The organism is Mesorhizobium abyssinicae (assembly GCF_049887195.1).
GTDB lineage: Bacteria > Pseudomonadota > Alphaproteobacteria > Rhizobiales > Rhizobiaceae > Mesorhizobium > Mesorhizobium abyssinicae.
Map to the genome: position 1 here is coordinate 706,921 of NZ_JARAKC010000001.1, position 22,642 is coordinate 729,562.

The 22,642-nt window shown below is 58.8% G+C and carries 19 protein-coding genes and 1 tRNA gene; 3 read left to right on the top strand and 17 right to left on the bottom strand.

Features of this window, described 5'->3' with window-relative positions; translation table 11 throughout:
• Positions 1 to 8: 8 nt before the first annotated feature.
• Genes deoA through PU724_RS03250 form a run of 6 tightly spaced genes read right to left on the bottom strand, consistent with a single transcriptional unit; the run spans position 9 to position 6,220 of the window.
• A complete protein-coding gene (gene deoA / locus PU724_RS03225) occupies positions 9 to 1,325 on the bottom strand; it encodes a thymidine phosphorylase (RefSeq protein ID WP_354419638.1) in 1,317 nt (438 codons plus the stop codon).
• Positions 1,325 to 2,134, bottom strand: coding sequence for a purine-nucleoside phosphorylase (locus PU724_RS03230; protein WP_292105261.1), 810 nt, complete (start codon positions 2,132 to 2,134; stop codon positions 1,325 to 1,327). The genes deoA and PU724_RS03230 overlap by 1 nt, the downstream gene beginning before the upstream one ends.
• Positions 2,131 to 2,523, bottom strand: coding sequence for a cytidine deaminase (gene cdd, locus PU724_RS03235; RefSeq protein WP_354419640.1), 393 nt, complete (start codon positions 2,521 to 2,523; stop codon positions 2,131 to 2,133). Before cdd ends, PU724_RS03230 begins: the two co-directional genes overlap by 4 nt.
• 55 nt (positions 2,524 to 2,578) lie before the next feature.
• Positions 2,579 to 3,550 carry an ABC transporter permease gene (locus tag PU724_RS03240; protein WP_127312239.1) on the bottom strand — a complete coding sequence of 324 codons (972 nt, stop codon included), beginning with the start codon at positions 3,548 to 3,550 and terminating at the stop codon, positions 2,579 to 2,581.
• A gap of 1 nt (position 3,551) precedes the next feature.
• Positions 3,552 to 4,691 (bottom strand): ABC transporter permease, encoded by a 1,140-nt coding sequence (locus tag PU724_RS03245; RefSeq protein ID WP_354419642.1) that lies wholly within the window; start codon positions 4,689 to 4,691, stop codon positions 3,552 to 3,554.
• Positions 4,688 to 6,220 carry an ABC transporter ATP-binding protein gene (locus PU724_RS03250; RefSeq protein ID WP_127283528.1) on the bottom strand — a complete coding sequence of 511 codons (1,533 nt, stop codon included), beginning with the start codon at positions 6,218 to 6,220 and terminating at the stop codon, positions 4,688 to 4,690. The genes PU724_RS03245 and PU724_RS03250 overlap by 4 nt, the downstream gene beginning before the upstream one ends.
• Before the next feature lie 206 nt (positions 6,221 to 6,426).
• On the opposite strand from PU724_RS03250, the gene PU724_RS03255 reads away from it, so the two are divergent.
• Both PU724_RS03255 and PU724_RS03260 read left to right on the top strand, forming a co-directional pair.
• Positions 6,427 to 6,636: a SlyX family protein gene (locus PU724_RS03255; protein WP_126058350.1), complete on the top strand. Its 210-nt coding sequence runs from the start codon at positions 6,427 to 6,429 to the stop codon at positions 6,634 to 6,636.
• A 15-nt stretch (positions 6,637 to 6,651) separates the two neighbouring features.
• Entirely contained in the window at positions 6,652 to 7,089 is a 438-nt protein-coding gene (locus tag PU724_RS03260) for a hypothetical protein (RefSeq protein WP_127283527.1), read from the top strand.
• 136 nt (positions 7,090 to 7,225) lie between these two features.
• Here the strand turns inward: PU724_RS03260 and PU724_RS03265 are convergent, their stop codons facing one another.
• The 3 genes from PU724_RS03265 to PU724_RS03275 form a co-directional block, all read right to left on the bottom strand.
• A complete protein-coding gene (locus PU724_RS03265) occupies positions 7,226 to 8,215 on the bottom strand; it encodes a BMP family lipoprotein (RefSeq protein WP_127283526.1) in 990 nt (329 codons plus the stop codon).
• A 231-nt stretch (positions 8,216 to 8,446) separates the two neighbouring features.
• Positions 8,447 to 8,770, bottom strand: coding sequence for a hypothetical protein (locus PU724_RS03270; protein ID WP_354419645.1), 324 nt, complete (start codon positions 8,768 to 8,770; stop codon positions 8,447 to 8,449).
• 123 nt (positions 8,771 to 8,893) lie between these two features.
• A complete protein-coding gene (locus PU724_RS03275) occupies positions 8,894 to 9,592 on the bottom strand; it encodes a hypothetical protein (protein ID WP_127391236.1) in 699 nt (232 codons plus the stop codon).
• Positions 9,593 to 9,964: 372 nt separating this feature from the next.
• Between PU724_RS03275 and PU724_RS03280 the strand changes: the two genes are divergently transcribed.
• Positions 9,965 to 10,054: transfer RNA gene (locus PU724_RS03280), tRNA-Ser, on the top strand.
• 1,134 nt (positions 10,055 to 11,188) lie between these two features.
• On the opposite strand, the gene PU724_RS03285 is transcribed toward PU724_RS03280, so the two are convergent.
• The 8 genes from PU724_RS03285 to PU724_RS03320 form a co-directional block, all read right to left on the bottom strand.
• Positions 11,189 to 12,991, bottom strand: a complete 1,803-nt coding sequence (locus PU724_RS03285) for an SIR2 family protein (RefSeq protein ID WP_354419647.1) — start codon at positions 12,989 to 12,991, stop codon at positions 11,189 to 11,191.
• 88 nt (positions 12,992 to 13,079) lie between these two features.
• Complete coding sequence (locus tag PU724_RS03290) at positions 13,080 to 13,937, bottom strand: RES family NAD+ phosphorylase (RefSeq protein WP_354419648.1); 858 nt, start codon at positions 13,935 to 13,937, stop codon at positions 13,080 to 13,082.
• 52 nt (positions 13,938 to 13,989) lie between these two features.
• Positions 13,990 to 14,592, bottom strand: coding sequence for a hypothetical protein (locus tag PU724_RS03295; protein WP_354419650.1), 603 nt, complete (start codon positions 14,590 to 14,592; stop codon positions 13,990 to 13,992).
• A 591-nt stretch (positions 14,593 to 15,183) separates the two neighbouring features.
• Positions 15,184 to 15,687, bottom strand: a complete 504-nt coding sequence (locus PU724_RS03300) for a hypothetical protein (RefSeq protein ID WP_354419652.1) — start codon at positions 15,685 to 15,687, stop codon at positions 15,184 to 15,186.
• Positions 15,688 to 16,214: 527 nt separating this feature from the next.
• Complete coding sequence (locus tag PU724_RS03305) at positions 16,215 to 17,954, bottom strand: DUF262 domain-containing protein (RefSeq protein WP_354419654.1); 1,740 nt, start codon at positions 17,952 to 17,954, stop codon at positions 16,215 to 16,217.
• A gap of 799 nt (positions 17,955 to 18,753) precedes the next feature.
• Positions 18,754 to 19,692: a hypothetical protein gene (locus PU724_RS03310; RefSeq protein ID WP_354419655.1), complete on the bottom strand. Its 939-nt coding sequence runs from the start codon at positions 19,690 to 19,692 to the stop codon at positions 18,754 to 18,756.
• Complete coding sequence (locus PU724_RS03315; protein WP_354419657.1) at positions 19,685 to 21,685, bottom strand: ORC-CDC6 family AAA ATPase; 2,001 nt, start codon at positions 21,683 to 21,685, stop codon at positions 19,685 to 19,687. The genes PU724_RS03310 and PU724_RS03315 overlap by 8 nt, the downstream gene beginning before the upstream one ends.
• A 3-nt stretch (positions 21,686 to 21,688) precedes the next feature.
• Positions 21,689 to 22,636: a phosphoribosyltransferase-like protein gene (locus tag PU724_RS03320; protein WP_354419658.1), complete on the bottom strand. Its 948-nt coding sequence runs from the start codon at positions 22,634 to 22,636 to the stop codon at positions 21,689 to 21,691.
• Positions 22,637 to 22,642: the final 6 nt, after the last annotated feature.

The following is a 22,642-nucleotide window of genomic DNA, read 5'->3' on the forward strand; positions in this document are numbered from 1 at the left end:
CCGGACGGTCAGCGCGGCAGCACGCGCCGGATGACGGTCTTTTCGGCTGCCGGCTTGGACGCCCCGATCGTGTAGGCCGCAAGCACGGCCGCAGCAGCCGCCTCGGCATCCGCGTCGGTGCGCGCATGGACCAGCGCCAGCGGCTCGCCCGCCCGCCCTTCCGCGCCGACCGGCGACAGCCTGGTGATGCCGACCGCGTGGTCGATCCTGTCGTCCGGCCGCGTCCGTCCGCCGCCGAGGCCGACCACCGCAAGTCCGATCTCGCGCGTCGCGATGCCGCTTACGAAGCCGTTTCCAGACGCCTTCACGGCGAGTTCTACCGGCGCTTTCGGCAGATACTTTTCCGGCCGGTCGATGAAATCGGCGGGGCCGCCGAGCGCTGCCACCATGCGCTGGAAGACGGCAGCCGCGCGGCCGCCGGCAAGCGTCTCGGTGGCGCGCCTTATACCGTCCTGGTTGGACGCGGCCAGCCCGGCCGACTGCAGCATCTCGGCGGCGAGCGCCAGCGTCACATCCTCCAGCCGCTTGTCGCGGAAACGACCGGTGAGGAAATCGACCGCGTTGCGCACCTCGACGGCGTTGCCGGCGGCCGATGCCAGCGGCTCGTTCATGCCGGTGACCAGCGCCGAGGTCTTCAGCCCGGCGCCGTTGGCGACCTCGACCAGGCTGCTGGCAAGCGCCGTCGCATCGCGCGACTTCTCCATGAAGGCGCCGTTGCCGACCTTGACGTCGAGCACCAGCGAGCCAAGTCCGGCGGCGAGCTTCTTCGACAGGATCGAGGCGGTGATCAGCGGCACCGATTCCACCGTGCCGGTGACGTCGCGGATGGCGTAGAAGCGGCGGTCGGCGGGCGCCAGGTCGGCGGTCTGGCCGATAATGGCGCAGCCGGTCTCGAGCACCGTCTTGCGCAGGCGCGCCACGTCCGGCTGGCTGATGTAGCCGGGGATGGCGTCCATCTTGTCCAGCGTGCCGCCGGTATGGCCGAGGCCGCGGCCGGAGATCATCGGCACATAGGCGCCGCAGGCGGCGACGATCGGCGCCAGCATCAGCGAGACATTGTCGCCGACGCCGCCCGTCGAATGCTTGTCGGTGACCGGGCCGGGCAGGTCGGACCAGTCGAGCACGTCGCCGGAATCGCGCATGGCGACGGTCAGCGCCACCGCTTCCTCGCGGCTCATGCCGTTGAAGAACACCGCCATGGCGAAGGCGCCGACCTGGCCTTCCGTGACGGTGCCAGCGGTCAGCCCTTCGATGAAGGCCGCGATCTCAGGTGCCGAAAGCCGGTGGCCGTCACGCTTGCGGCGGATGATTTCCTGCGGAAGCATCAGCTCTCCGGCAGCCCGTCGCGGAACACGCGTTCGAGGATCGTCGCCAGCCGCGCGCCGCCGATAGGCGCCATGTCCTTGGTCTCCTGATGCGAAAGCTCCGCTCCGGTCATGCCGGCGGCGAGGTTGGTGACGACCGAGCAGGCGGCGACGCGCAAGCCCAGGAAGCGGGCGAGGATGACCTCCGGCACCGTCGACATGCCGACCGCATTGGCGCCCATGATGCGCGCCATGCGGATCTCGGCCGGCGTCTCGAAGCAAGGGCCGGAGAACCACATATAGACGCCCTGATGCAGCTTGGTGCCGGTCGCCTTGGCCGCCTTCTCGATCGCCTTGCGCAGGCCCGCATCATAAGCCTCGGTGAGGCCGACGAAACGGCGGTCGCTTGGCTCTCCGATCAGCGGATTGGAGCCCGAGAAATTGATGTGGTCGGTGATCAGCATCACCGAGCCCGGCCCCATCTCCGGATCGACCGAGCCGGCGGCATTGGTCAGGATGAGCTGCGAGATGCCGATGCCGGCCAGCACCTCCAGCGCCGGGCGCATCGCCGCGGCAACGCCGTGCTCGTAATAATGCGCGCGGCCAGACAGCATCAGCACCGGCGTGCCGGCGAAATGCCCCGCCACCACCTCGCCCGCATGGCCGCTGACGCCGCTTCTCGGGAAGCCCGGCAGTTCGGCATAGGAAATGCGCCTGGCGTCCTCGACCTTGTCGACGAGGCCGCCAAGGCCCGAACCCAGCACCAGCGCGACCGTGGGCGCCAGCCCGTCCAGCCGTTCGACGAGATGATCGAGCGCCTTTTCCATCATTTCAGTATGTCGCCCCTGAAGCCGTAAGGCAGCATGTCGCCCATGGTCACCGTCTCGACCACGCCGCCATTGTCGCAAAGATAGAGTTTCGTCTCCGGCCGGCAGAACTCCGCCAGCCGCTGCCGGCAGCCGCCGCAGGGCGAGCATTTGGCCATGCGCTCGGCAAGGACCGCGATCTCGGTGATCCTGCCGCCGCCGCCCATGATGTAGTGGCCGAGCGCCGTTGTTTCGGCGCACCAGCCCTCGGGATAGGAGGCCACCTCGATGTTGGCGCCGGCAAAGACCCGCCCATCCTCGGTGCGCAATGCGGCGCCCACCGGAAATTTCGAATAGGGCGCATAGGCCTTGGCCATCGCAGCCTTGGCCGCCTCGAACAGATCTTGCGACATTCAGTTGTTCTCTCCCACGATCTTGTCCAAAAGCCGGTTCGCTTCCGCGTTTGCCTCAGCGTTCCTTGACATAGGGCACGCCGCCGGCGCGGGGCGGGATCGCCTTGCCGATGAAGCCGGCGAGCAGGATCACGGTGAGCACATAGGGCAGCGCCTGCATGAATTGCACCGGCACCTTGCCGATGACCGGCAGCGGCGTGCCCTGCAGGCGGATCGACAGCGCGTCGAGGAAGCCGAACAACAGGCAGGCGAACATGGCGTTGACCGGCTTCCATTTGGCGAAGATCAGCGCCGCCAGCGCGATGTAGCCCTTGCCGGCGGTCATGTCCTTCACGAAGCCGCCATTCTGCACCATCGACAGATAGGCGCCGGCAACCCCGGTGAGGATGCCGGTGCAGATCAGCGCCCGGTAGCGCAGCCAGGCGACCGAGATGCCGGCAGTGTCGACGGCGGCCGGGTTCTCGCCGACGGCGCGCAGCCTGAGGCCGAAGCGGGTGCGGTAGAGCACCCACCAGGCGAACGGCACCATCAGGAAGGCGAAATAGACCAGTATCGAGTGACCGGAGATCAGTTCCGAGTAGATCGGCCCGATGATCGGCACGTCACGCAGCGCGTCGGCGCCGGGCCAGGTGATCGCCTCGAAACGTTCACCCGGCGCCAGCGCCGGCGTGCGCCCACCCTGCTGGAACCAGTGCTGCCCGAGCATGATGGTGGAGCCGGCGGCGATGAAATTGATCGCCACGCCGGACACGATCTGGTTGCCGCGATGGGTGATCGAGGCAAAGCCGTGCACCATGGCGAAGGCGACCGAGATCAGGATGGCCGTGCCGAGGCCGAGCAGGGCCGAATGCAGCACCGAGGCGGCCGCGGCGCCGGCGAAGGCGCCGACCAGCATCTTGCCCTCGAGCCCGATATCGAAGACGCCGGCGCGCTCCGAATAGAGGCCGGCGAGGCAGGCCAGCAACAGCGGCACCGACAGGCGGATGGTCGAGTCGAGTATCTGCACAATGGCGATGAAGAAATCCATCTCAGGCGCCCTTCCCCTTGACCGCTTCGATGCCGACCGTCTTCGGACTGATCGACGCGAACAGCGCCTGGATATAGGGCCGGAACATGTGTTCGAGCGCGCCGGCGAACAGGATGACCAGGCCCTGGATGATGACGATCATGTCGCGCGAGATCGCCGGCATCTCGAAGGCGAGTTCGGCGCCGCCCTGGTAGAGCATGCCGAACAGGATCGCCGCCAGCACGATGCCGACCGGATGCAGGCGTCCCATCAGCGCCACCGCGATGCCGACGAAACCGGCGCCGGAGACGAAATCGAGCGCGACATTGTGCTGGTCGCCCATGGTCGGGTTGAGCGCCATCATGCCGGCCAGCGCGCCCGAGATCATCATCGCGATGATGACGATGCGGGTTTCCGAAATGCCGGCATAGCGCGCCGCCTTCGCGCTGTGGCCATAGGTGCGCATCTCGTAGCCGAGCCTGGTGCGCCAGATCAGCAGCCAGACCAGGAACGCCATTAGCAGCGCCAGGAGGAAGCAGACGTTGAGCGGCGCCGAGCGGATTTTGGCGCCGAACAGCTCGATCACCCAGTTGAGCTTCGGCAATTGCGCGCCGTCGAGGAAGGTGCGCGTCTGCGGCGCCATCGAGCCGAGCGGCTTCAGGAAGCCGACCAGCGCATAGACCATGACGCTGGCGGCGATGAAGTTGAACATGATGGTGGTGATGACGATGTGCGAGCCGCGCCTGGCCTGCAGATAGGCCGGGATCAGCGCCCACAGCGCTCCCATCGCCGCGGCGGCGATGATGGCCAGCGGAAAGGTCAGCCACCATGGCAGCACGCTGTCGAAGGCGAGGCACACGACGCCGATGCCGAGCCCGGCTATGTAGCCCTGGCCCTCGCCGCCGATGTTGAACAGGCCGCAATGCGCCGCGACCGCCACCGACAGCCCGCTGAAGATGAAGGTGGTGGCGTAGAACAGCGTGAACGCGATACCCGTCCCCTTGCCGAAGGCGCCTTGCACCAGGATGACCGCGGCGCGGAACGGATTCTCGCCGACCAGGACCACCACGAAGCCGGCGACGACGAAGGCAACGAACAGGTTGATCACCGGGATCAGGCCGTAGTCGGCCCAGGCCGGAAGTTTTGCGTAAGGCGTGCTCATTGCGCGGCCTCCCGCTGCTCGACGCCGGCCATCAGCAGGCCGAGTTCCCCTTCTGTCGCTTCCGGACCGCGCTCGCCGACGATGCGGCCGGCGAACATCACCAGGATGCGGTCGGACAGCGAACGGATCTCGTCGAGCTCGACCGACACCACCAGCACCGCCTTGCCCTGGTCGCGCATGGCGATCAGCCGCTTGTGGATGAATTCGATGGCGCCGACATCGACGCCGCGCGTCGGCTGGCCGACGATCAGCACGCCCGGATCCTGCTCCATCTCCCTGGCCAGCACGATCTTCTGCTGGTTGCCGCCGGAGAAATTGGCCGTCTTCAGCCGGCAGTCGGCGGGACGGATGTCGTATTTGGCGATCTTGTCCTTGGCGTCGTTGCGGATGGCGTCGATGTCGAGCAGCGGCCCCTTCAGATAGCGCTCGTCGTCGTGGTAGCCGAGGATCGAGTTCTCGTTCTCCTCGAAGGCGAGCACGAGCCCGACATGGTGGCGATCCTCCGGCACGTGGGCGAGCCCGCGGTCGCGCAGTTCGCCGGGATCCGCCTTGCCTGTGAGATCGATCGGCTTGCCGTCGAGCATGACCGAGCCGGAGACGGCGTGGCGGATGCCGGAAATCGCCTCGAGCAGTTCGGACTGTCCGTTGCCGGCCACGCCGGCGATGCCGACGATCTCGCCGGCGCGCAGGTCGAAGGAAATGTCGTCGACCATGGTGACGCCGCGCTGGTCCTTCACCGTCAGGTTCTTGACCGCGAGCTTCACGGCGCCGGCTTCCGCCTCGCCCTTCTCGACCCTGAGCAGCACGCGGCGTCCGACCATCAGTTCGGCGAGTTCGCCGACCGTGGTCTCCTTCGTCACCCTGGTCGCCACCATCGTGCCCTGGCGCATCACCGAGACGGTGTCGGTGATGGCCATGATCTCGCGCAGCTTGTGGGTGATCAGCACCACCGTCTTGCCCTGCTCCTTCAGCTGCTTGAGGATGCGGAATAGGTGGTCGGCCTCCGCCGGCGTCAAGACGCCGGTCGGCTCGTCGAGGATCAGAATCTCGGCGCCGCGATAGAGCGCCTTGAGGATTTCGACGCGTTGCTGCAGGCCGACGGGCAGTTCCTCGATGATTGCGTCGGGATCGACCTCCAGCCCGTATTCGCGCTCCAGCCGTTCCAGCTCGGAACGCGCCTTGGCGATGCTGCGCTTCAAGAGCGCATCGCTCTCGGCGCCGAGGATGACGTTCTCCAGCACCGAGAAATTGTCGACCAGCATGAAATGCTGGTGCACCATGCCGATGCCGAGCGCGATGGCGTCGTTCGGCGTCTTGATCGACGCCGGCTGGCCGCCGACGCGGATCTCGCCGCTGTCGGCCTGGTAGAAACCGTAGAGGATCGACATCAGCGTCGACTTGCCGGCGCCGTTCTCGCCGACGATGCCATGGATGGTGCCGCGCGCGACCTCCAGATTGATGTCGCGGTTGGCGCGCACGGCGCCAAAACTCTTGTTGATGCCGATCAGTTCGATTGCGGCTTGCGCCATGCAGCCTGTCCCACTCTTATTTTTTATCGCTTGGTCAAAACGCCTAGCATGCTGCCCCGCCCGTGCCAATCGGCCGGGGGGTTGTCCACTCTCGACAAATCCCCGCGTGCTTGTCAATTTCGAAGGTGGCCGGGACCTTCACATTCGCTAATGTGGGGAACGCGACGGACGCATCGCCTGTGAGCGCAACAGACCGGGGTTTTGAAATGATCATGCCTGCCGACCGGCTGACGACGCTGGAAATCCGCGCCGCCGAGCAGGAAAAGACCATCGAGGAGCTGTCAGGCCAGATCGCCGAGCAGTGGAAGGTGATCGAGCGGATGGAACGCAAGCTCAGCGCGCTTACCGACCGCTTCCTGGCCCTGGAGGAGCAGGCCGCGTCCGACGTGCCGGTCACCAAGCCGCCGCATTGGTGAGGGAGGGACAGCCGCATGGCCAGTGAAAGCGACCGCATCGCCCGCGCCGGCGACTATGTGTTCGGCCTGATGAACGACGTCGAGCGCCGGCGCGCCGAACGCGATTTGGAAATCGACCCCGCCTTCCGCGACGCGGTGCTGCGCCTGGCCGAGCGCATGCGCGCCTTCGACCCCGCCGCGCCGGCGGACGGCGCGACCGACAAGCGCTGGGACCTGGTCACCCGGCGCATCGCCGAATTGCCGCAGATGCGGCTTGCCGGCGTTGGTGGCGGCGACAGCGGCGAGGAAGCGGGGCCAACGATGATCCGCAGGCTGGAGCGCCCGCCCTACGGCGTCGGCCTGCACGCCCTTGGCGGCCGGCGCGGATTTGCCATCGCCATGGCGCTGGTGGCCGCCTTCGCGCTCGGCTATCTCACCGGTGCATGGTCGGCCGACGGCATGCTTGTGCCCTAGAGCAATTCCAGGAAAAGTGTGAAACGGTATTCCGTCCGGAATTGCGTCAAAACAAACACTTAGGACGCCGACGGCGGCAAAAAAGAAACCGCCGGGCTTTCACCCGGCGGTCCACATTGCTGAAGATCAGAGCCGATCAATACGGGCAGGCGTTGTCCGACATGTAGTCGTGCACCTTGACGGTGCCGGCGATGATGTCGGCCTTGGCCTTTTCGACCGCCGTCTTCATGGCATCGTCGACGAGCGCCTTGTTGTTGTCGTCCATGGCGTAGTCGACGCCGCCTTCCTTGAGGCCGAGGTCGTTGATGCCGGCGGTGAACTTGTCGTTCTTGGCATCCATGAAGGTGTTGTAGACGGCAACGTCGACGCGCTTGACCATCGAGGTCAGCACCTTGCCGGGCTGCAGCCCGTTCTGGTTGGAATCGACGCCGATGCCGAGCTTTCCGGAATCGGCGGCCGCCTGCAGCACGCCGACGCCGGTGCCGCCGGCCGCGGCGTAGATCACATCGGCGCCCTGGTCGATCTGCGTCTTGGCGATCTCGCCGCCCTTGGCCGGATCGTTCCAGGCGGCGGGCGTGTCGCCGGTCATGTTCTGGATGACATCGGTCGCACCGGCCGACTTGGCGCCGCCGACATAGCCGCAGCCGAACTTGCGGATCAGCGGGATGTCCATGCCGCCGATGAAGCCGACCTTCTTGGACTTCGAGGCCATCGCCGCCATCACGCCGACGAGGTAGGAGCCTTCCTGCTCCTTGTAGACGACGGAGCGGACGTTGGGCTTGTCGACGACCATGTCGATGATGGCGAACTTGGTGTCGGGGAATTCGGTGGCGATCTTGTCCAGCGCGTCCGCCCAGGAGAAGCCGGCCATGACGATCGGATTGCGGCCGTCCTCGGCGAAGCGGCGCAGTGCCTGCTCGCGCTGGGTGGCGTTCGAGACCTCGAATTCCACATAGGCGATGCCGGTCTCGGTCTTGAACTTCTCGGCGCCGTTAAAGGATGCCTCGTTGAACGACTTGTCGAACTTGCCGCCGAGATCATAGAGGATCGCCGGCTGGATATCCGCGGCGAAAGCCGGAAGAACCATTGCGGTTGCGGCCAGAAGGCCAAGAACGATACGTTTCATGTGATCCACACCCTGTCGGTTATTTTTCCGTTACGCACCGCCTGACAGCCCGGTTCTCCGGCGGGCAGACGGCGTCTGGCAGGAAGTATGCCCCTCCCGCTCGCGGCCAATCTGGCACGGCCCGAAACAAAATTCACGCGGAATTTTGACCTTTTGGAAAAGCATGCCGCCGGCATGCGGCGCGGCGCATCATCCGTTCTTCGGCTGCCCTTGGGGCCGGCGCGGACGACGTCAGGTGGCGGCGAACTCGCCGCCCCGCCGCTGCCGCCGGTAGCCGATGGCGTAGAACAGGAAGGCCACGACAGCGAACACCGCGAAACCGGGCTGGGCGAGCACCCAGGCGATGACGCCATCCCACAGCAGCGGGCTGGCCTCGTCGCGCACGTAGGTCTCGAAGGCCGCGCGGGTGTCTGGCGATACCGCCAGCCAGCTCGTGTTGAGCGGCGTCATGACCAGCGCCGAGGCCGCCACCGAGCGCGTCGCGTCGACCACTGCCATGATCACCGAAACCGAAAGCGCGACCATCGCCGCGAGACGAAAGATGAAGCGTAGCATCGAGACCATCCTCCCTCGGGACGAGGTGCCAAGCCCATCGCGAGAGCCTGGGGCATCGTCCCTTCCCCGTCGCAGAGATAGAGCGTGCGCGCCTTGCCGGCAATCGCGACACGCGAATTTGAGCTATGCCGCCGGCTTGCGTTTGCGGTTGACGCGCCAGACCGCGAACAGCCCGCCGGCGATGGCGCCGGCGATCAGGCCGGCCAGCCCGATGAACACGGCGAAATAGCCGCAGGCGCCCTCGAAGCAGCTCATATCGGTGGCATCCGCGATCAGCGAGCCGGCGGCAAAGCCGGCGCAGGCGCCGATCGCCGCGCCAAGGACGATGCCGAGCAAGGCCGCGACCACGGAAACCAGCACCGACGGCCTTTCGGTTTCCGCATTGGCATAGACCGCATCGGCGCCGGCCCCGCGCCGCAGCAGATAGAGGCAAAGCGCGCCGATGGCGATCTCGCCCGCGGTGAAGACGAGGCTCCTCGCCGAGAAGACGAAGTCGGGCGTGAGCAGCACATAGGCCTGCCGCGCCAAGAGCCATAGGATGGTCGCGACCTGCCAGATGGCGAAATGGCGCGGGAAGCGCGCCGAGCGGTTGAAGGCGAGGCCGAGCAGGTAAAGGCCCCACAATATGGTGACGATGCCCGCGATCAGGCCGCCATAGATGAGGAAGAAGACGCTTTCCGGCAGGCTGGGTTCGCCGATCAGCCGCCATGTCGACATCAGGCCGTAGACCGACATGGCCATGACGATGACGAGCCACGCCACGGGCACGTAGGACAGCCCGCTATCCGGCCGCGCCGCCGGCTCCTGGTTGGTCGAAGTCATCTCCGGACTGAGCCCCCGCAAAGCCTTGTATCGACAAGGACAGCGGACGGATGGCGAAGTCAAGCAACGACAGGCTGTGACACCCGGCCTGTGCACATCATTCGGCCCGCCGGGAGCCTGGCGAAGCCGCGGCCGGGGCCTCGCGAGCGATCCCTTATGCGGCAAAGCCGACAAAGCGCCATTATGGCTTGGCATTCGCTCCGGGATCGACTAGATGAGCCCCGCGCCTGCTGCTTCGACGCTGCAGGTGCGGGGAAAGAGTGCCCGCCGGTTGACGGCGCTCGAGGTGCGGAAATACCGCCCGAAAAATTCCCAAGGGACCGCATATCCCCAACCCGCGCGGCAAAACCGGCCGGCGCGCCATGCAAGGACGGAGAGGTGGCCGAGTGGTTGAAGGCGCACGCCTGGAAAGTGTGTTTACGGGAAACCGTAACGCGGGTTCGAATCCCGCTCTCTCCGCCATATCATCAAAAAAATCAACAACTTACAGTGAATTTCAGAACTTACCCGCCAAAGAGCCCATCATGTAGGATGCTATTGATTTAGGCAGCATGCGACGGCATGAGACATCCGGCCGGGGCGCCATTCCCATCATAAAACGATATCTTGGACTCGGCTGCGCTATTGACGCGGCCAGCGTTGTTGCCGGAACAGCCGGTGGCTGCCGCAAAGCACAGGCGCGTCACAGGTTTCCTTCCGAGGCTGATTGACTGAGTAGTTTATAGCAAGCTAATGCTACTGAGTACGATCCACGTGTGAAGTCACCGTCTCAGACGCCCATGGACTGAAAAAATACAATCGGTCCGAAACGAAATCGGGGGCATAGACATGATTGATCACCTGTTTGCGGCCGCCATAGGCTGGGCTGTACCACTAGCCCTTGCGTGGCTTTTCGCGCAAATTCCTGCTGTCAGGCAAAGGCTCAATGAGCGGCCCCAGTTGAAGCTCGGCCTTTTAACTGCTGTCTTTTCAGCGTTAGTCACTGTAACGGCAATTTACGTCTACGACGCTATATACTTCAGTGGCAGTCTACCTAAAAATGGAACCCCTGCAGCAACAAATGGCGGATATGGTCCAGTCACCACAACTTGCCCGGATGGCTACTACGCCGTTGGCCTGACGTCTTGGGGAAACAGCGCCGGTTCGTATTGCATTGGCTGCTTGGTCAAGACCCAACTCATATGTAAGAAGCTTCAGTCGCGATAAAGGACCCAGTGGCTAGTTGTGATAGGGACGCCGGATTTCGGCGCTGACCTCCCACACTGCCGTCAGCGCTGGGGCTCCGAAACTTTTGCGGCGACCTGTATCAGCACGGCAGACGGTAACGCGTAATCTTCGCCGGCCCCGACCCGGCACCTTTCCCGACGATCTGAAGGCCGAGCGATGCACGGCAAAAGGAGTCTGCTATGGCGGAAGACTATAATATATCAAGAATTGGCATGGATGGACGCCCCCTGCCGCAGCGGTCACAGACTGGTCTATTCGATCGTCGCGGCAACCGGTGCTTCCCGGTCCACGCTGGCCAAGTTGGCGAAGCGTTAGGGCGGCCTTGGGCCGCACACGCCAGGTGCGCATTGATCAGTTAAACGTAGCGCCTCAATGCCATTCCATCCAACTGGCGATCCGGCGCAGATTCTCCAGGTAGAGATCAAGATAGGATGCGCTCCCGTGAGCAAAACCCGCTTGTAGCAGAGCCGTCCGCCTTTCTGTCGATTTCAGATCGTGCTCAATCGATCTGAGTCCTTCACTCCGCCAGCCGAGCCGGCCCGTGGACATGCGCACCTTGTTGTCATGCCGCGAAAGCTGTTCTTTCAGACTCTCTTCACTGTTTTCTTCAAGATGTGCCAGACCGCCCAAAGCTTCGAACCAATCGAAGAGAAGCTGATCATCCGCCGCGACCCCAATGAACGACGGCCCCCAGTCTTTGAACACATCGTATAGATGGTCGCTGAGTGGCGTTCTCCTTTTGGTAGTGTTGTTAGGGGTGGTGGTAATGAACCCGGCTATGTTGTTCCATATATCATCGCCCGAGCCCTTCCATCCCCATAGGAATAGGTAATTTGCGACCCGCTTGGGTTCGCGGTCTTCCCTCGCGATTTGGAGGGAGAAGAGATCGTGCAACGGCTTCCAGCGTTCAGATCGAACGAGTCCGAGCCCATACGCTGTCATCATCAAAACGACAGGATATGTCCGCAGGCCCAGCCAAGCTGTGAGGCCGCTACCTTCCTTATTTGCCCTAACTACTATGGCCCGGATGGTTTCGGCGACGATGACGAGTTCGGAGCCGTCGCCCCATCGACCGAGGACCCCAAAGCTCTTTGCTAGAGATTCTGTTGCCGCCTCGTAACGCGCAACTCGCTGACGAAATTCTTCGCCAGACCAACCTCCTTGCGGTGACAGTTCTGGCACGTCGAGGCGGTCAAACAGTTTGTTAACCTCCTGCGTCAGCAATTCGTCGAGGCGGATGCGAAATTCCGGTTTGGCCACATATCGCTTTACCGATCCAATCAGCAGATCGATCGTGAGTGGATTTTGTTTCTGCGTTGCTCCTAATGTCGTGACCCGCTCGCTCAGCGTGGTGAAGAAGCCATCTGCATCGGGTATCGAGATCGAAACAGCTCTACGCTGATCGATTATCGCTTCGGCTCCCGCTCCCATCTTACCTCGTGCGGTCCAGAATGTCGGATAGCGCCTGTTTGGCGCCCTCAACATTGCAGCGCGCAGAGCATGGTCCCATTCGCCTGACCACCCACAGACAACCAAGCCGTGCTCATCGAAGATGCGATCCAGCAGGGCATTATAGGACTCTGGATAGGTACTCAGTTCTTCGTCGGTGTTTAGGATACGTGCGTCCTTGTAGTCGCCGTGCAGTTTCAGCACGTAGCAACTGCTGTGCGTTATCGGCTCGGCTCCCAACAACGTGTCCGGTGACGAAACAACGGTTGGCTCGACACCAGCTTCGCGCAGTGCGTTTTCCAACAGTCGGTCGAAATTGGTTGTGACGATGACGCGAACGTAGCCGTCGCGCACGAGTTTCGCGACAGCATGGTGCGCAGCAGTGGGCAGCTTCTTGCCTTCTGCCCGGTCTTCTTCATCGGGCTCGATATAGGAATGCAGGATCGACCTACGTTCGGCCGGGAATATGGCTAATTCTGCTAGCAGCGCCGAATAGTCGGGCTCGCCACCACTTTCCTTCCGATACCACTCAGCCCAATCCGCCTGATTCTCGATACCCTTCGCAAGAGCGATACGTCGGACCAGATCAAGTGTGATTTCCCAGCCGGTCGGAACCCCGGCAGTGCGGGAAAGGCCAGATCCGAGAAGCAAGGCATAAACGCCTTTGTTTTCGAACATTGAGAATGCAAGTTGCGTGAGAGGATCGCCTGCGAGAATACTCATCTGACTTATTGTACCTCATTGCTTATGCGTGCAGAGAAATAGCTGATTCTGCCCCTCTGCGCAGGTGTAATGAGGGGCTTTAATGATGCTACTTTCCAGCCTTCCGCCTTGATCCCGCCATTTTCCGTTTGGCTTTAGAACTTCTTGTTCGCTTGGGAACAAACCATCGGTTTCCAATTTGATCGAACGAGACTTCGAAGCCTTCAACTCTGTACGGTGCGCAGTTGATCACATTCGCATCGTCTGGATTGAAAAGCGCTATATTATAACCTTTTTCGCCAAACTGACTCTTGTAGACAATACCGTCATAGCCCGCATTCTTGAAGACTTCAGCTAGTATCTGCGTTGGCACGTAATCGGCAGTATCGTCAGACAAGGTGACCGGTTGCGAGAAACCGTTGTCTATGTCGATCCATACTGCAGCTTCCTTCTGCTCAAGGGTTAGCGGCGTGCCTTGCAAGAAATGCCCTAGCGGAATCGAACCAAAAGCCGAACGACCATGACCACGTGAAAGGTCCACCACTTTCAATCTTCGCTTGAGCTTAAGTTGCGCAACTGAGATGTCTGCGCCGACCCAGGGCCGAACTTCGGAGATCACTGTCTGCAAGGTGCTGCCGAGATATAGAACCGAAACCCCCGACGCGTTCGCCCGGCCCTCCGTTGCTCGATTTGGTCTCGGCTTCATCCGCGCAGCAGAGTAACCAGATGGTTCGTCGGGGTCGTGTTTGCGGAATCTCACATATTCGATACCCCGCTGGGCTCTAAAGAAAACGGTACCCCTTCTCAGGAGAACATCTCGGTCTTTCAGCGTTGCAAGCACGGTTGCGATGAATGCTTTGACGTGTTCGTCCCAAACGTATCGCTGTTGAAAGCGAACGCGCTTCGCAAAGTCCCAATAGCTGCGGTAGGAGGCAAATTCTGGCTTCTCAGGGTTATCAGTATCCATTTCACCAGCTCACGCGCCAACAGAAAAGCTTAGGAACGCTTTCCTGTACGAATCATTGTTCGCCATCTTTTGCGAGTATGTCTCGCTTAACCCAATCGGATTGAAGCTCAGCAATATCGTCCCGCAGGCGATTGAAGGCAGCCGCGATATTTTGAAGGTCTTCGACCCTTAGATGCTTCGTCGTACCCGAGAACGACTCGCCTTTCCAGAATCCACCGGAGGCATGATGATCGAACTGCCTCTTGTGGTAATAAGGAAAAAAGTAAGCGTGGAACTGGTCTTGATCTCGCTCTCGCGTAACGACCACGGACCCGTGCGCGATCTCTGCTCGCTTTCGGCTTTTTGCGTGGGACCTGTTGTTGAGTGTATCCCATCGGAGTTTGAAGTCTTCATTCCGAGAGCCACGCAGCGCATAGGAAATCATCGCATTGCATAGCTTCAATCTCGCGTCGAAAGAGACCACCATCCAATAACCGGCTGCGAAGGTTGCATCCCGATGCCCGCCCGCCTCGAGAGCGAATTGGGTCAAATGCAGGATTTGGTCCTCAACCTGATTCCAAGCTGAGAGGCAGCGGCCCACATTGAGATAAAGCGCATCACGAGTTTCATCATCGAACATGAGCGAACCTGAAAAAGATCGGGTGCGCTTGGTCAAAACGCCCCACACCCAGCACGGTAAAGGGGGCGCGGCACCGAATCCAGTACCGCGCGGCTCATCTATGCCGCGATTGGCCTCGCCTGCGCGCCGCGAACCAGAACATTTCCAACGCGATGAACTTCAACGGCGTGAAGGATGCCGACACGTTCCGCGCTTCGAAGAACCAGATGCGGGCATTCGCGGCTGACGCTGGACGGCGCGCTATGCTTCGGAACGGGTGAGCCGTGTTTCCGTGCTCACTTTTGTGCTCACTGAATCACCGTAAACTGCCGTAAAGCGACGTAAATCGCCGTCAGCGGCGTGACTTTTTCACGCCGCTGATTTGGATTCAATGTACTGATTTAATTGGCAATTTTAGTGATAGCGGGAGACCGCTACATCGCGAGTCCCGCTATCGAAGAAGCACTCTTCTGCTATCGGCGACGCTCTGCATAGCCCGCAGGGTTAGTCGACGATCGGTCGAAATAGGTGGCATGGCCCCCGCTACTTCACCGGCAGGATCCGGCGGCGCAAGAAGCATGATTTCGTGCGATTAATGGTGCGGTGAGGGTCTTGGGCGGCAAACTTCGTATCGAGCGGGAAAGGCAGTCAATCAGGCGCCTTAAGCGCTTCTATCTCTCTTCGTGCAGCAACAAGCGCAGATCGTAGCACGATCGCGATCAGGACGAAGCGCGCCAAAGGTTTCTGGTCGGCCAGCCGAACGATTCTCTGCCCACGGCGCTTCAGCGTTTTGGCGAAATTGTCTTGGACCATCTGTCGCTCTGCGGACGACAGCGCGTCGTATAGGTTGTTGGCGTCCTGGACAGTCAGGCTCGCCTCCGGATTATGCGCGAGACGGTTTCGAATTGAACCGAGAGCAGCCAAAGGAGCTTGAAAGCGCGGATCCAGACCGACAGCAACAGCCAAAGCGCAGCGCCCGTCGTAATCCAGCTGAATTTTTTTCAGCGCTTTCGGATGGGCGAGTGTGGCCTCGAGGAGCTTGATGAGCTCATGGTCGATGTAGGCCCCGGCGCGGATAACCACGCCGAAGGCATCTTCTGCTGCCATTGCGCGGTAGTACGACTTTTCCGGATCGGTCGCGGTGTCTGCCATATGCTATCGAGAGTTTCGGGAGTCGGGCAATCTAAGTGAGCGCGCATAAGCAGTTGCTTCTTCAAAGCTCTCAAATTTCGCCACGACTTCGCCTGCCGCATTCGTCACGACGCTTTGCCGGAGGCATTATAGACATTGTGCCCATTGATACGCGTCACCTGTCCGAGTGGTTTTTCGTTCATCATTCGGACCGACTCGCCTCGCTCACTTCGATATAACCACATTTCTCGCGCGCAATTTCGGTCCCACATTTGATGCAATTGGCTGTGTCAGTTTCCTCGGCGGGACCGTACGCATAGTGGGTAATGACACGATTGTGCCAACCGCACTTTTCACAAACAATACTCCTATCCCATGGCGCTGCCATGTTCAGCCTCCCAACTCCGTTTTAGCCGCACACCGGCACGGCCGCCTGGGGCGAGCCATCGCGCGAGTGGCAAAGCGTTATTTTTCGAACCGGCCGACCAAGAGCTTCCCGTAGCTCGCGGGCTCGCGGTGTGGTGACGGATCCGGCTATGCAGATGCGCCTAGTTTCCGCCCCATTCGCTTCTAACGAAACGCTCAATGTCTTTTGCCCTTGCGAGAACCATTGCCTTAGTCCATCGACGGTTCTTCCGTAACGTCACACCAACGTTCGAGGCTTGCCTGAGGCCAGAAACAATATAGTCGTTTGCCTTATCCTGAGGTTTTTTGGCACCAAGGGCCGCGTTTAGGCCAGGCGGAAGCATAATTAGATTACCTATATTATGAACGTATCCGAGATTAGAACTCTGCGGCTGTATGTGCTCGACTGACTTAGACGGATCTTCCATCCAAATCTTGTTCCACTGGCCTTTGTTAATCCTTTCTCCGGCCGCTCTACAGAGATGTTCTTCATATCTGAATAGTAAGTACCTTAGCTCCTCTGCCCAGTCGTTGTAGCAGTAGTCCCAATACGTCGGCCCATCGATGATTTCCTCCATCGGGTAGTCCTCGCCGATTTCGAGAAGCACTGCTTTGATATCAGCCGGACTCAAATCCCCGCGAACAACATCGTGGCCTAGGCGAACAAACTCTCCGACCTTGTGTCGGGCATCCGCCCCCCCTAGGCCATAGAGCCTAAAAGTCACGCGTTCCCAATGTTGCAGCAACTCAGCTTCAGTCTTGTTGTCAAACTTGCGCAATACAATTGCAATTGCAACAAAGCGAGCATGCGATATTCGCGTAACAGCATTATACCTTACGTTAGCATTTAACTCCCGAACTGCCTCAACGACATTTAGAAGGTCCCGCGCAACTTGGATGATTGAAGGTATCCTCGATCCCGCGGCCAGCGCGATTTCAACCGCTGCGTCCTCCTGACTTAAAATCTTGTTTGGGCGAGCAGATCGTCTCCAAGTACCAGAAAATCTAAGCGCTTCATCTCCGAGATCACTGCGCAATCCAAGAACTCTGTAAATATCTTGCCATATTCCTTGCATCTCGCGCAGAGCTTCTTTTCTCGCACTTTGCTTGCCGTGCTCGAATATCAGCGCCATAAGCTGACTCTTAAGTTTATCAATCCATTTAACATCTAGACCACGGCTGTTAAGTACCTCAAATACTCTGTAGACTGTTGCCTCATCAGCAATCTCATGGTAGATGACTGAAAGACTATGCCTTACAATTGAAATCAATTCAACGAGAGTTGACTTGTCCTTCCAATAGAGTGCAAATCCTTCACACTCAGATATAGCCGCAAGGAGATTTTCGTCAGCTGACGTTGGGTTTTTGGGAGCTTCAGCACTGCCTGTTCTAATGTATGACGTGAAAATATTGCTCGTATCGTGGTTTGTTTGCAGCAAAATCAGTGAGTTCTCATCACTTTTTACAAGAAGATCATCTATCTCTCTCCGCAGTTTGGTTTCCATCGCGACGTCCAACGACAGGTTAAGCGATATTGCCTTCAAAAGGATGATTACTGTCGTTATTCTTTGCTGCCCGTCGACTAGTTCGACCTCTGTGAACTCGTCTGCGCCAATCTTTCTAGTTTTTTTGCCGAGACCAACTACAGTAGCCATAAAATGCTCGCGCCCCGATCGAGCGACGTCTTCGATATCGTTGAAGAAGTCCGTTCTTTGCTTACTGCCCCATGCGTAAGCACGTTGATACCCGGGTATTCGGAACAGCCGGCCAGATAGCAGCCCGGCGACTTTCAGGTGCATAGGATTAAGCTGCATAAAACGAGCCCCCTTTTTGAAAATGTTTGCCTCGCCCTTGACCATGTCATGCACGCCGAGCGTTGGCATGCAAGAAGGGATCTCATTTCGCGCTGCCGCGATGAACTGCTAGCGGCAAACTCGGCACCCCTCGGCACCAGCTGGGATGCGGCCAAAGACGCGTCTCCAGCAGTCTTGTTTGCGTCTCCGGCTAGCGGCCTGATACACTCAACGAATGCTCTCCGACAACGTCACCCTGGTCGACTTATGGAAGACGAAGTTGCTTGCGGACCCTGAGGAATTTCTCCGGGCCGTTGCTAAAAATTTGTCCGCTCGCGAAAAAGCTCTGAAATGCCCCTGTGCCGTTCGCGTTGGCTTAAATGGGCACGGAAAGTACCCGAACTACCGTATAGAGCCGATTTGTGACAAAGGATGACCTGTCGTGGGCCGAACTCGCGGCAAAAAATATCGCTTTTGGCGGGATGAGCCATTCCGAGCAGACGTCGGGCCTATTGAAGGAAAGTTGGAGCACAACGGCGATGACAGCCGCTCAGGTGACCGTTCTGAGGCAGGCCGTCATCGGGGAAAAGCGGCCTACTAGTAGATTCGCGCTAAGATAGCTTCTGTCTCGGCGCGATTGCAATCCAACGCTTGGAGCCGAGCGCCGCGCGGCCAAATTGCCAGGATGCCTACCGACCCGACGGATGGCGATAAAGGCGTGGCGGGCCGTGAGGGGCGCGCCGGATAGCAGCGATATTGTTTGGACGGGCGTTACGTTTCCCTGCACGGTGGCTATGTCGCCGACATTTCGGGATAGCCCTCCCTTCCCAATGCTTAGAGCGCGATCCTAAGCGGGTCGATCGCGGTGAACCAGGGGGGTCTTGCAGCTCTACGCGAGCTCAATTTCGTATTTCCAAATTCGCCCTATCCGTGTGCTGGTATCGATAGAGTAGGCATCGCTAAATGGGTAAATGATGCTCGCCGCGCGACTTGCGCATTCCCGATGATAGAAAAGGGCAAATCCGAGCGCTTGGGGTTTGGTGGAAAGTGGGGAGAGGAACAGGTTGGTGATCGGCTTTTTCGATTCCTCCCGCGCGATCAATTCACTTAGAACCGTCGCTGTCGCGAACGGATCGCTAGCTGGTGCAAATACTCTCTCAGCTACGTCCCCAAGGGCGTCCGCAGCCGCATAGCTTCTAAGGACGTTTTGTTGATACATATCTGCCTGGAGAGAGGGTAGTCCGTAAATCAAGGCTTTGTGGGCTTTACCCTTTTCTTCCGCCACCTCTGCAATCAAGCTGTCTTCATATCCAGCTCCGATCACCAGAAGATCGTTATCGGCGATGTTGTTTATATACCCTTCATATCCTGCGACTTGACGAACGTCATGTACCAGTTCGCTTGCAAACCGAGTTCGGTCGTGTCCAGAGTAATGGCCAGGCTCAGTGTAGATTACGTCAAAGCTTAGGACGCCCATGACCCGGAGATAGTTTATAAGGTAGATCATGTGGGGTCGCATGAATCCGGTCACGTCTATGCAGACACGAGCTCCCGCTAGCCCGACATCTTTCGAAAGGCGAGTGAAGAACTCCACCATGAAGTCGTCTTCACGGACTGCATTGCACCTGAATGCCCCTTCTGGTGTGTCACTTTCGGAGAGGCCGTATTCATGATGGATGAGCCAAAATTTTTTTGCGGCACGAACTTCATCGAATACCTTCAGCACTCGTTCGGAAGGATTGAAGGCTGAGATGAATATGTCCCACCTGACACTGCCGACCGCGCCGAGCTCGAGCACTGTCTTGTACTGATAGGTATAATCAATCATCAAACAGTCCGATCTGGGCGCCTGGCGGCTTGGGGGCTCGCCGGAATGGCGCATTGACTTTCGACCGCCACTCAGAGAGCAGAAGCTGATACTCGTCGTCTCGGCTTGCATCGAAAATTGCATTGAACTGGTCGGCAGAAAACGTCACGACCCCCCGCCTTGACAATGGCAGATCCCAGCGTGGTGCAAGCATGGGACTCAACTGAAATTTCGCGGTGACATCTTCCGAATTGCGTTCCTTTTGACCGCCTGGAATACGGTGGACGAACGCTCTCGCCTCCGCTAGCCCGAGTACTCGTCTGGCTTCCTCACTCACTTCACGCTCGGAGACGCTGAAGCTGCAAAGTGATATCTCAACAGGCTTGTCTGCAAAGCGATTGATACGAAAGATGTTTGCCAGCCGCTCGACTGCGGCCTGAATGACAACTCCGTCGGGTCCTGCCTTCCGCATGTTGCTGAAATACCAGTCAGACGCATCCAGAACGCCCTTTTGCTGCGAACGGAGCGAGATCAGCCCGCCTTCAAACGGATGTTCATCAGCAAAACTCGACCATTCGAAAACGGACCTCAGGATCGTCAACAGGGCGCGAGGGATGCCGGCTGACATACGGATGAAATTATCGATTCCGCCGTAATACTGCGGTCTTCGCGCATCCCGCAGGAGTTGTGCGGATAGGTCGCCGGAATAGTGACCGAGTGCTTGTTTGTAGCGATCACCAGCTTTGTCGCCATTCAGAAATGCGTTCATCTCCGACGAGATGCGCGCGACAGCCGCCTTCAAGTCACGTCCCTTCGCCCATTCTTGCATGAAAAAAAGAATGTTCAGCTTTTCGAGTATGGGGCTGTCGGATTGGGAGAATGCGAGAAAGACGTCAGGAAAGCTCACCTCCGCGAGATGCCTCGCCACAAGTTGTTCGAGGCTCTTGAAGTGGGGGCGGTCGATTGATTTCGGTTCAACCACATTAAGCCAGTCCGCGCTCCGCCACCCGGCATCAAAATTGGCAAAATACTGTTCCAACTGCCCCGACTCGGAGCCACCAAGCTGGTTTAGTCTCTTTGAGACGAGACTGCGACAAAAGGAGTTATAATGAGCTTCGAGTTCCCTCAACTTCGAATCTAGCTGAATTTCGGTGAACTCTGAATCTTTGATATTCTCTTCGCCAGCGCTGTTGGTTCTATATGTATGAATCCCATATGTGCGCGCGCCAATACGAAACGTGCTCGGCGGCTCTCGTTCACGATAGATCGTGTTGACATGAACCTGCTGCGCCGCCGTGAGGTTTTCGAATTCGTCGATAGCGTAGACGAACAAAACGTTTCGCAAGAATGGAATTTTACCCTCAACTATTTTGGGTATTCCGAAAATAACGTTTCCGGGCGTCATTATTATGTCCGGACTCAGCACTCCGGTTATCAAGCAATTATTTATCTCGTAGTCCAGCTTTTTTTGTTGTTCCGAGAAATACGACGAGAGGACCGGTAGAGACTTTATTTCTCCAACAGGCTTTTTGTCCAAAAGTTCAATGATATCAAAAGTGATCTCTCGGTTAACCTGCTCACTCTCGTCGCCGAGGACTTCACAGAGGAGGCGTAGCGCGTGCTGCGCTAACCACAGCTCGAAGTAAAAGGAGAAGAGCTGAATCCACACCTCTTCTGTCTGCTGCTTTCCTGAAAATCTATTCGAGTGTAACCCGCTGCATCGAACGTAGAGGCCTAGATATCCGTCGTCCCGCAAGCCATCAGGGATCGTTTTCCCGGCCGCGATGTGTCGCAGCTTCTGAAGCTCGAATGACTGGTGCCGCATCAAATGCGTTTTGCCGCTGCCCTTAGCTCCCAGTATGTAAGTCGGCATCGGTGAAGCAGGATGATCGAACTCGGGTTTAATCCGACTATCATCGATCACCATCTCAACCCACAGCTGTTCGATCTGTTCGTTGTTCAGGTCGACCGCCTTTGTGATGCCGAACGGATTTCTTCTTCGCACAGGCTGCATTAGCTAGCTCGCGTTCTTATGATAGCGTTTGAAAATGGGCCGCCATGGAGCATCAGCCCAGAATATTGGCAGGGTGTTATCCGGCGTGTTGTGGTTGAATCCGATCAGAAGCTGGCTGTCTTTATATCCCAAGGGATGCCTGGCCCAAAGGCGCGTCCCATACTTCATACACGTCGCCTTCACCTTCACCCGGTCAAAATCGACGTTTATGGCATTGAAAATGCGAGAATCTGGCTCAAGCGCTTTGAAGCTGTCGTCAAGTTCGTAGACCGCGGCAATTGTGTTGTACCGATGAAGGCTTCTGATGGAATCAAGGCCTCTTTGCGTGGCAAACAACACGAGATAGTGGACCTTCAAGGCTGGATTCAGCGCCCGGAGCGGATCGATAATGTCTTGGGAGTATTGCGCTGCCTGAGTACCCGATCCGCAAAGGTCATCAATGAACACGTAATCAGTGATCGCGGAATTGCGAATGCGTATGGTTGCGGTGCCGGAGGCGGGGTCTCGCGCGAAAATCTCGTGCGTATTTATGAACTGGTTGCTGTGCAGGCGGTTCTCCTGCCGGAAGTAATATAGTAGGTGGACCCCACTCTCCGACGGATTGCCTACGCCAAGAAACCTTGTCTTGCTCAGATGTTCGGCAAACTGGCGGTTGAGCAACTCCGTATCCTTGGTATCACCGTTGGCACGTCTGATCGAATGAATAGCCGGTGTCTTAAAAAGGTCTCTATAAAGAGATCGAAGGAGTTCTCTGACCTCTCGTTGACCGAAATAGACAAAATTCGAAAGTAGAAACAACGCCTGAAGCTGCTCATCACTTCGAACATCATCAGACGCTTCAAACTGCTCAAGCCATTGCCGCACGTCTGGCTCAAGAACCTTGCCATACCATGCTGTCTCTGTCAGTTGCTTGATTTTCTTAATAAGCGCATCGAATATTTCCTCCCGCAAAATTTC

Excerpts from the sequence above, each read along its gene's own strand:
- deoA (WP_354419638.1), bottom strand. The coding sequence starts at position 1,325 with ATGCTTCCGCAGGAAATCATCCGCCGCAAGCGTGACGGCCACCGGCTT.
- PU724_RS03230 (WP_292105261.1), bottom strand. The coding sequence starts at position 2,134 with ATGATGGAAAAGGCGCTCGATCATCTCGTCGAACGGCTGGACGGGCTG.
- cdd (WP_354419640.1), bottom strand. The coding sequence starts at position 2,523 with ATGTCGCAAGATCTGTTCGAGGCGGCCAAGGCTGCGATGGCCAAGGCC.
- PU724_RS03240 (WP_127312239.1), bottom strand. The coding sequence starts at position 3,550 with ATGGATTTCTTCATCGCCATTGTGCAGATACTCGACTCGACCATCCGC.
- PU724_RS03245 (WP_354419642.1), bottom strand. The coding sequence starts at position 4,691 with ATGAGCACGCCTTACGCAAAACTTCCGGCCTGGGCCGACTACGGCCTG.
- PU724_RS03250 (WP_127283528.1), bottom strand. The coding sequence starts at position 6,220 with ATGGCGCAAGCCGCAATCGAACTGATCGGCATCAACAAGAGTTTTGGC.
- PU724_RS03255 (WP_126058350.1), top strand. The coding sequence starts at position 6,427 with ATGATCATGCCTGCCGACCGGCTGACGACGCTGGAAATCCGCGCCGCC.
- PU724_RS03260 (WP_127283527.1), top strand. The coding sequence starts at position 6,652 with ATGGCCAGTGAAAGCGACCGCATCGCCCGCGCCGGCGACTATGTGTTC.
- PU724_RS03265 (WP_127283526.1), bottom strand. The coding sequence starts at position 8,215 with ATGAAACGTATCGTTCTTGGCCTTCTGGCCGCAACCGCAATGGTTCTT.
- PU724_RS03270 (WP_354419645.1), bottom strand. The coding sequence starts at position 8,770 with ATGCTACGCTTCATCTTTCGTCTCGCGGCGATGGTCGCGCTTTCGGTT.
- PU724_RS03275 (WP_127391236.1), bottom strand. The coding sequence starts at position 9,592 with ATGACTTCGACCAACCAGGAGCCGGCGGCGCGGCCGGATAGCGGGCTG.
- PU724_RS03285 (WP_354419647.1), bottom strand. The coding sequence starts at position 12,991 with ATGAGTATTCTCGCAGGCGATCCTCTCACGCAACTTGCATTCTCAATG.
- PU724_RS03290 (WP_354419648.1), bottom strand. The coding sequence starts at position 13,937 with ATGGATACTGATAACCCTGAGAAGCCAGAATTTGCCTCCTACCGCAGC.
- PU724_RS03300 (WP_354419652.1), bottom strand. The coding sequence starts at position 15,687 with ATGGCAGACACCGCGACCGATCCGGAAAAGTCGTACTACCGCGCAATG.
- PU724_RS03305 (WP_354419654.1), bottom strand. The coding sequence starts at position 17,954 with ATGCCAACGCTCGGCGTGCATGACATGGTCAAGGGCGAGGCAAACATT.
- PU724_RS03310 (WP_354419655.1), bottom strand. The coding sequence starts at position 19,692 with ATGATTGATTATACCTATCAGTACAAGACAGTGCTCGAGCTCGGCGCG.
- PU724_RS03315 (WP_354419657.1), bottom strand. The coding sequence starts at position 21,685 with ATGCAGCCTGTGCGAAGAAGAAATCCGTTCGGCATCACAAAGGCGGTC.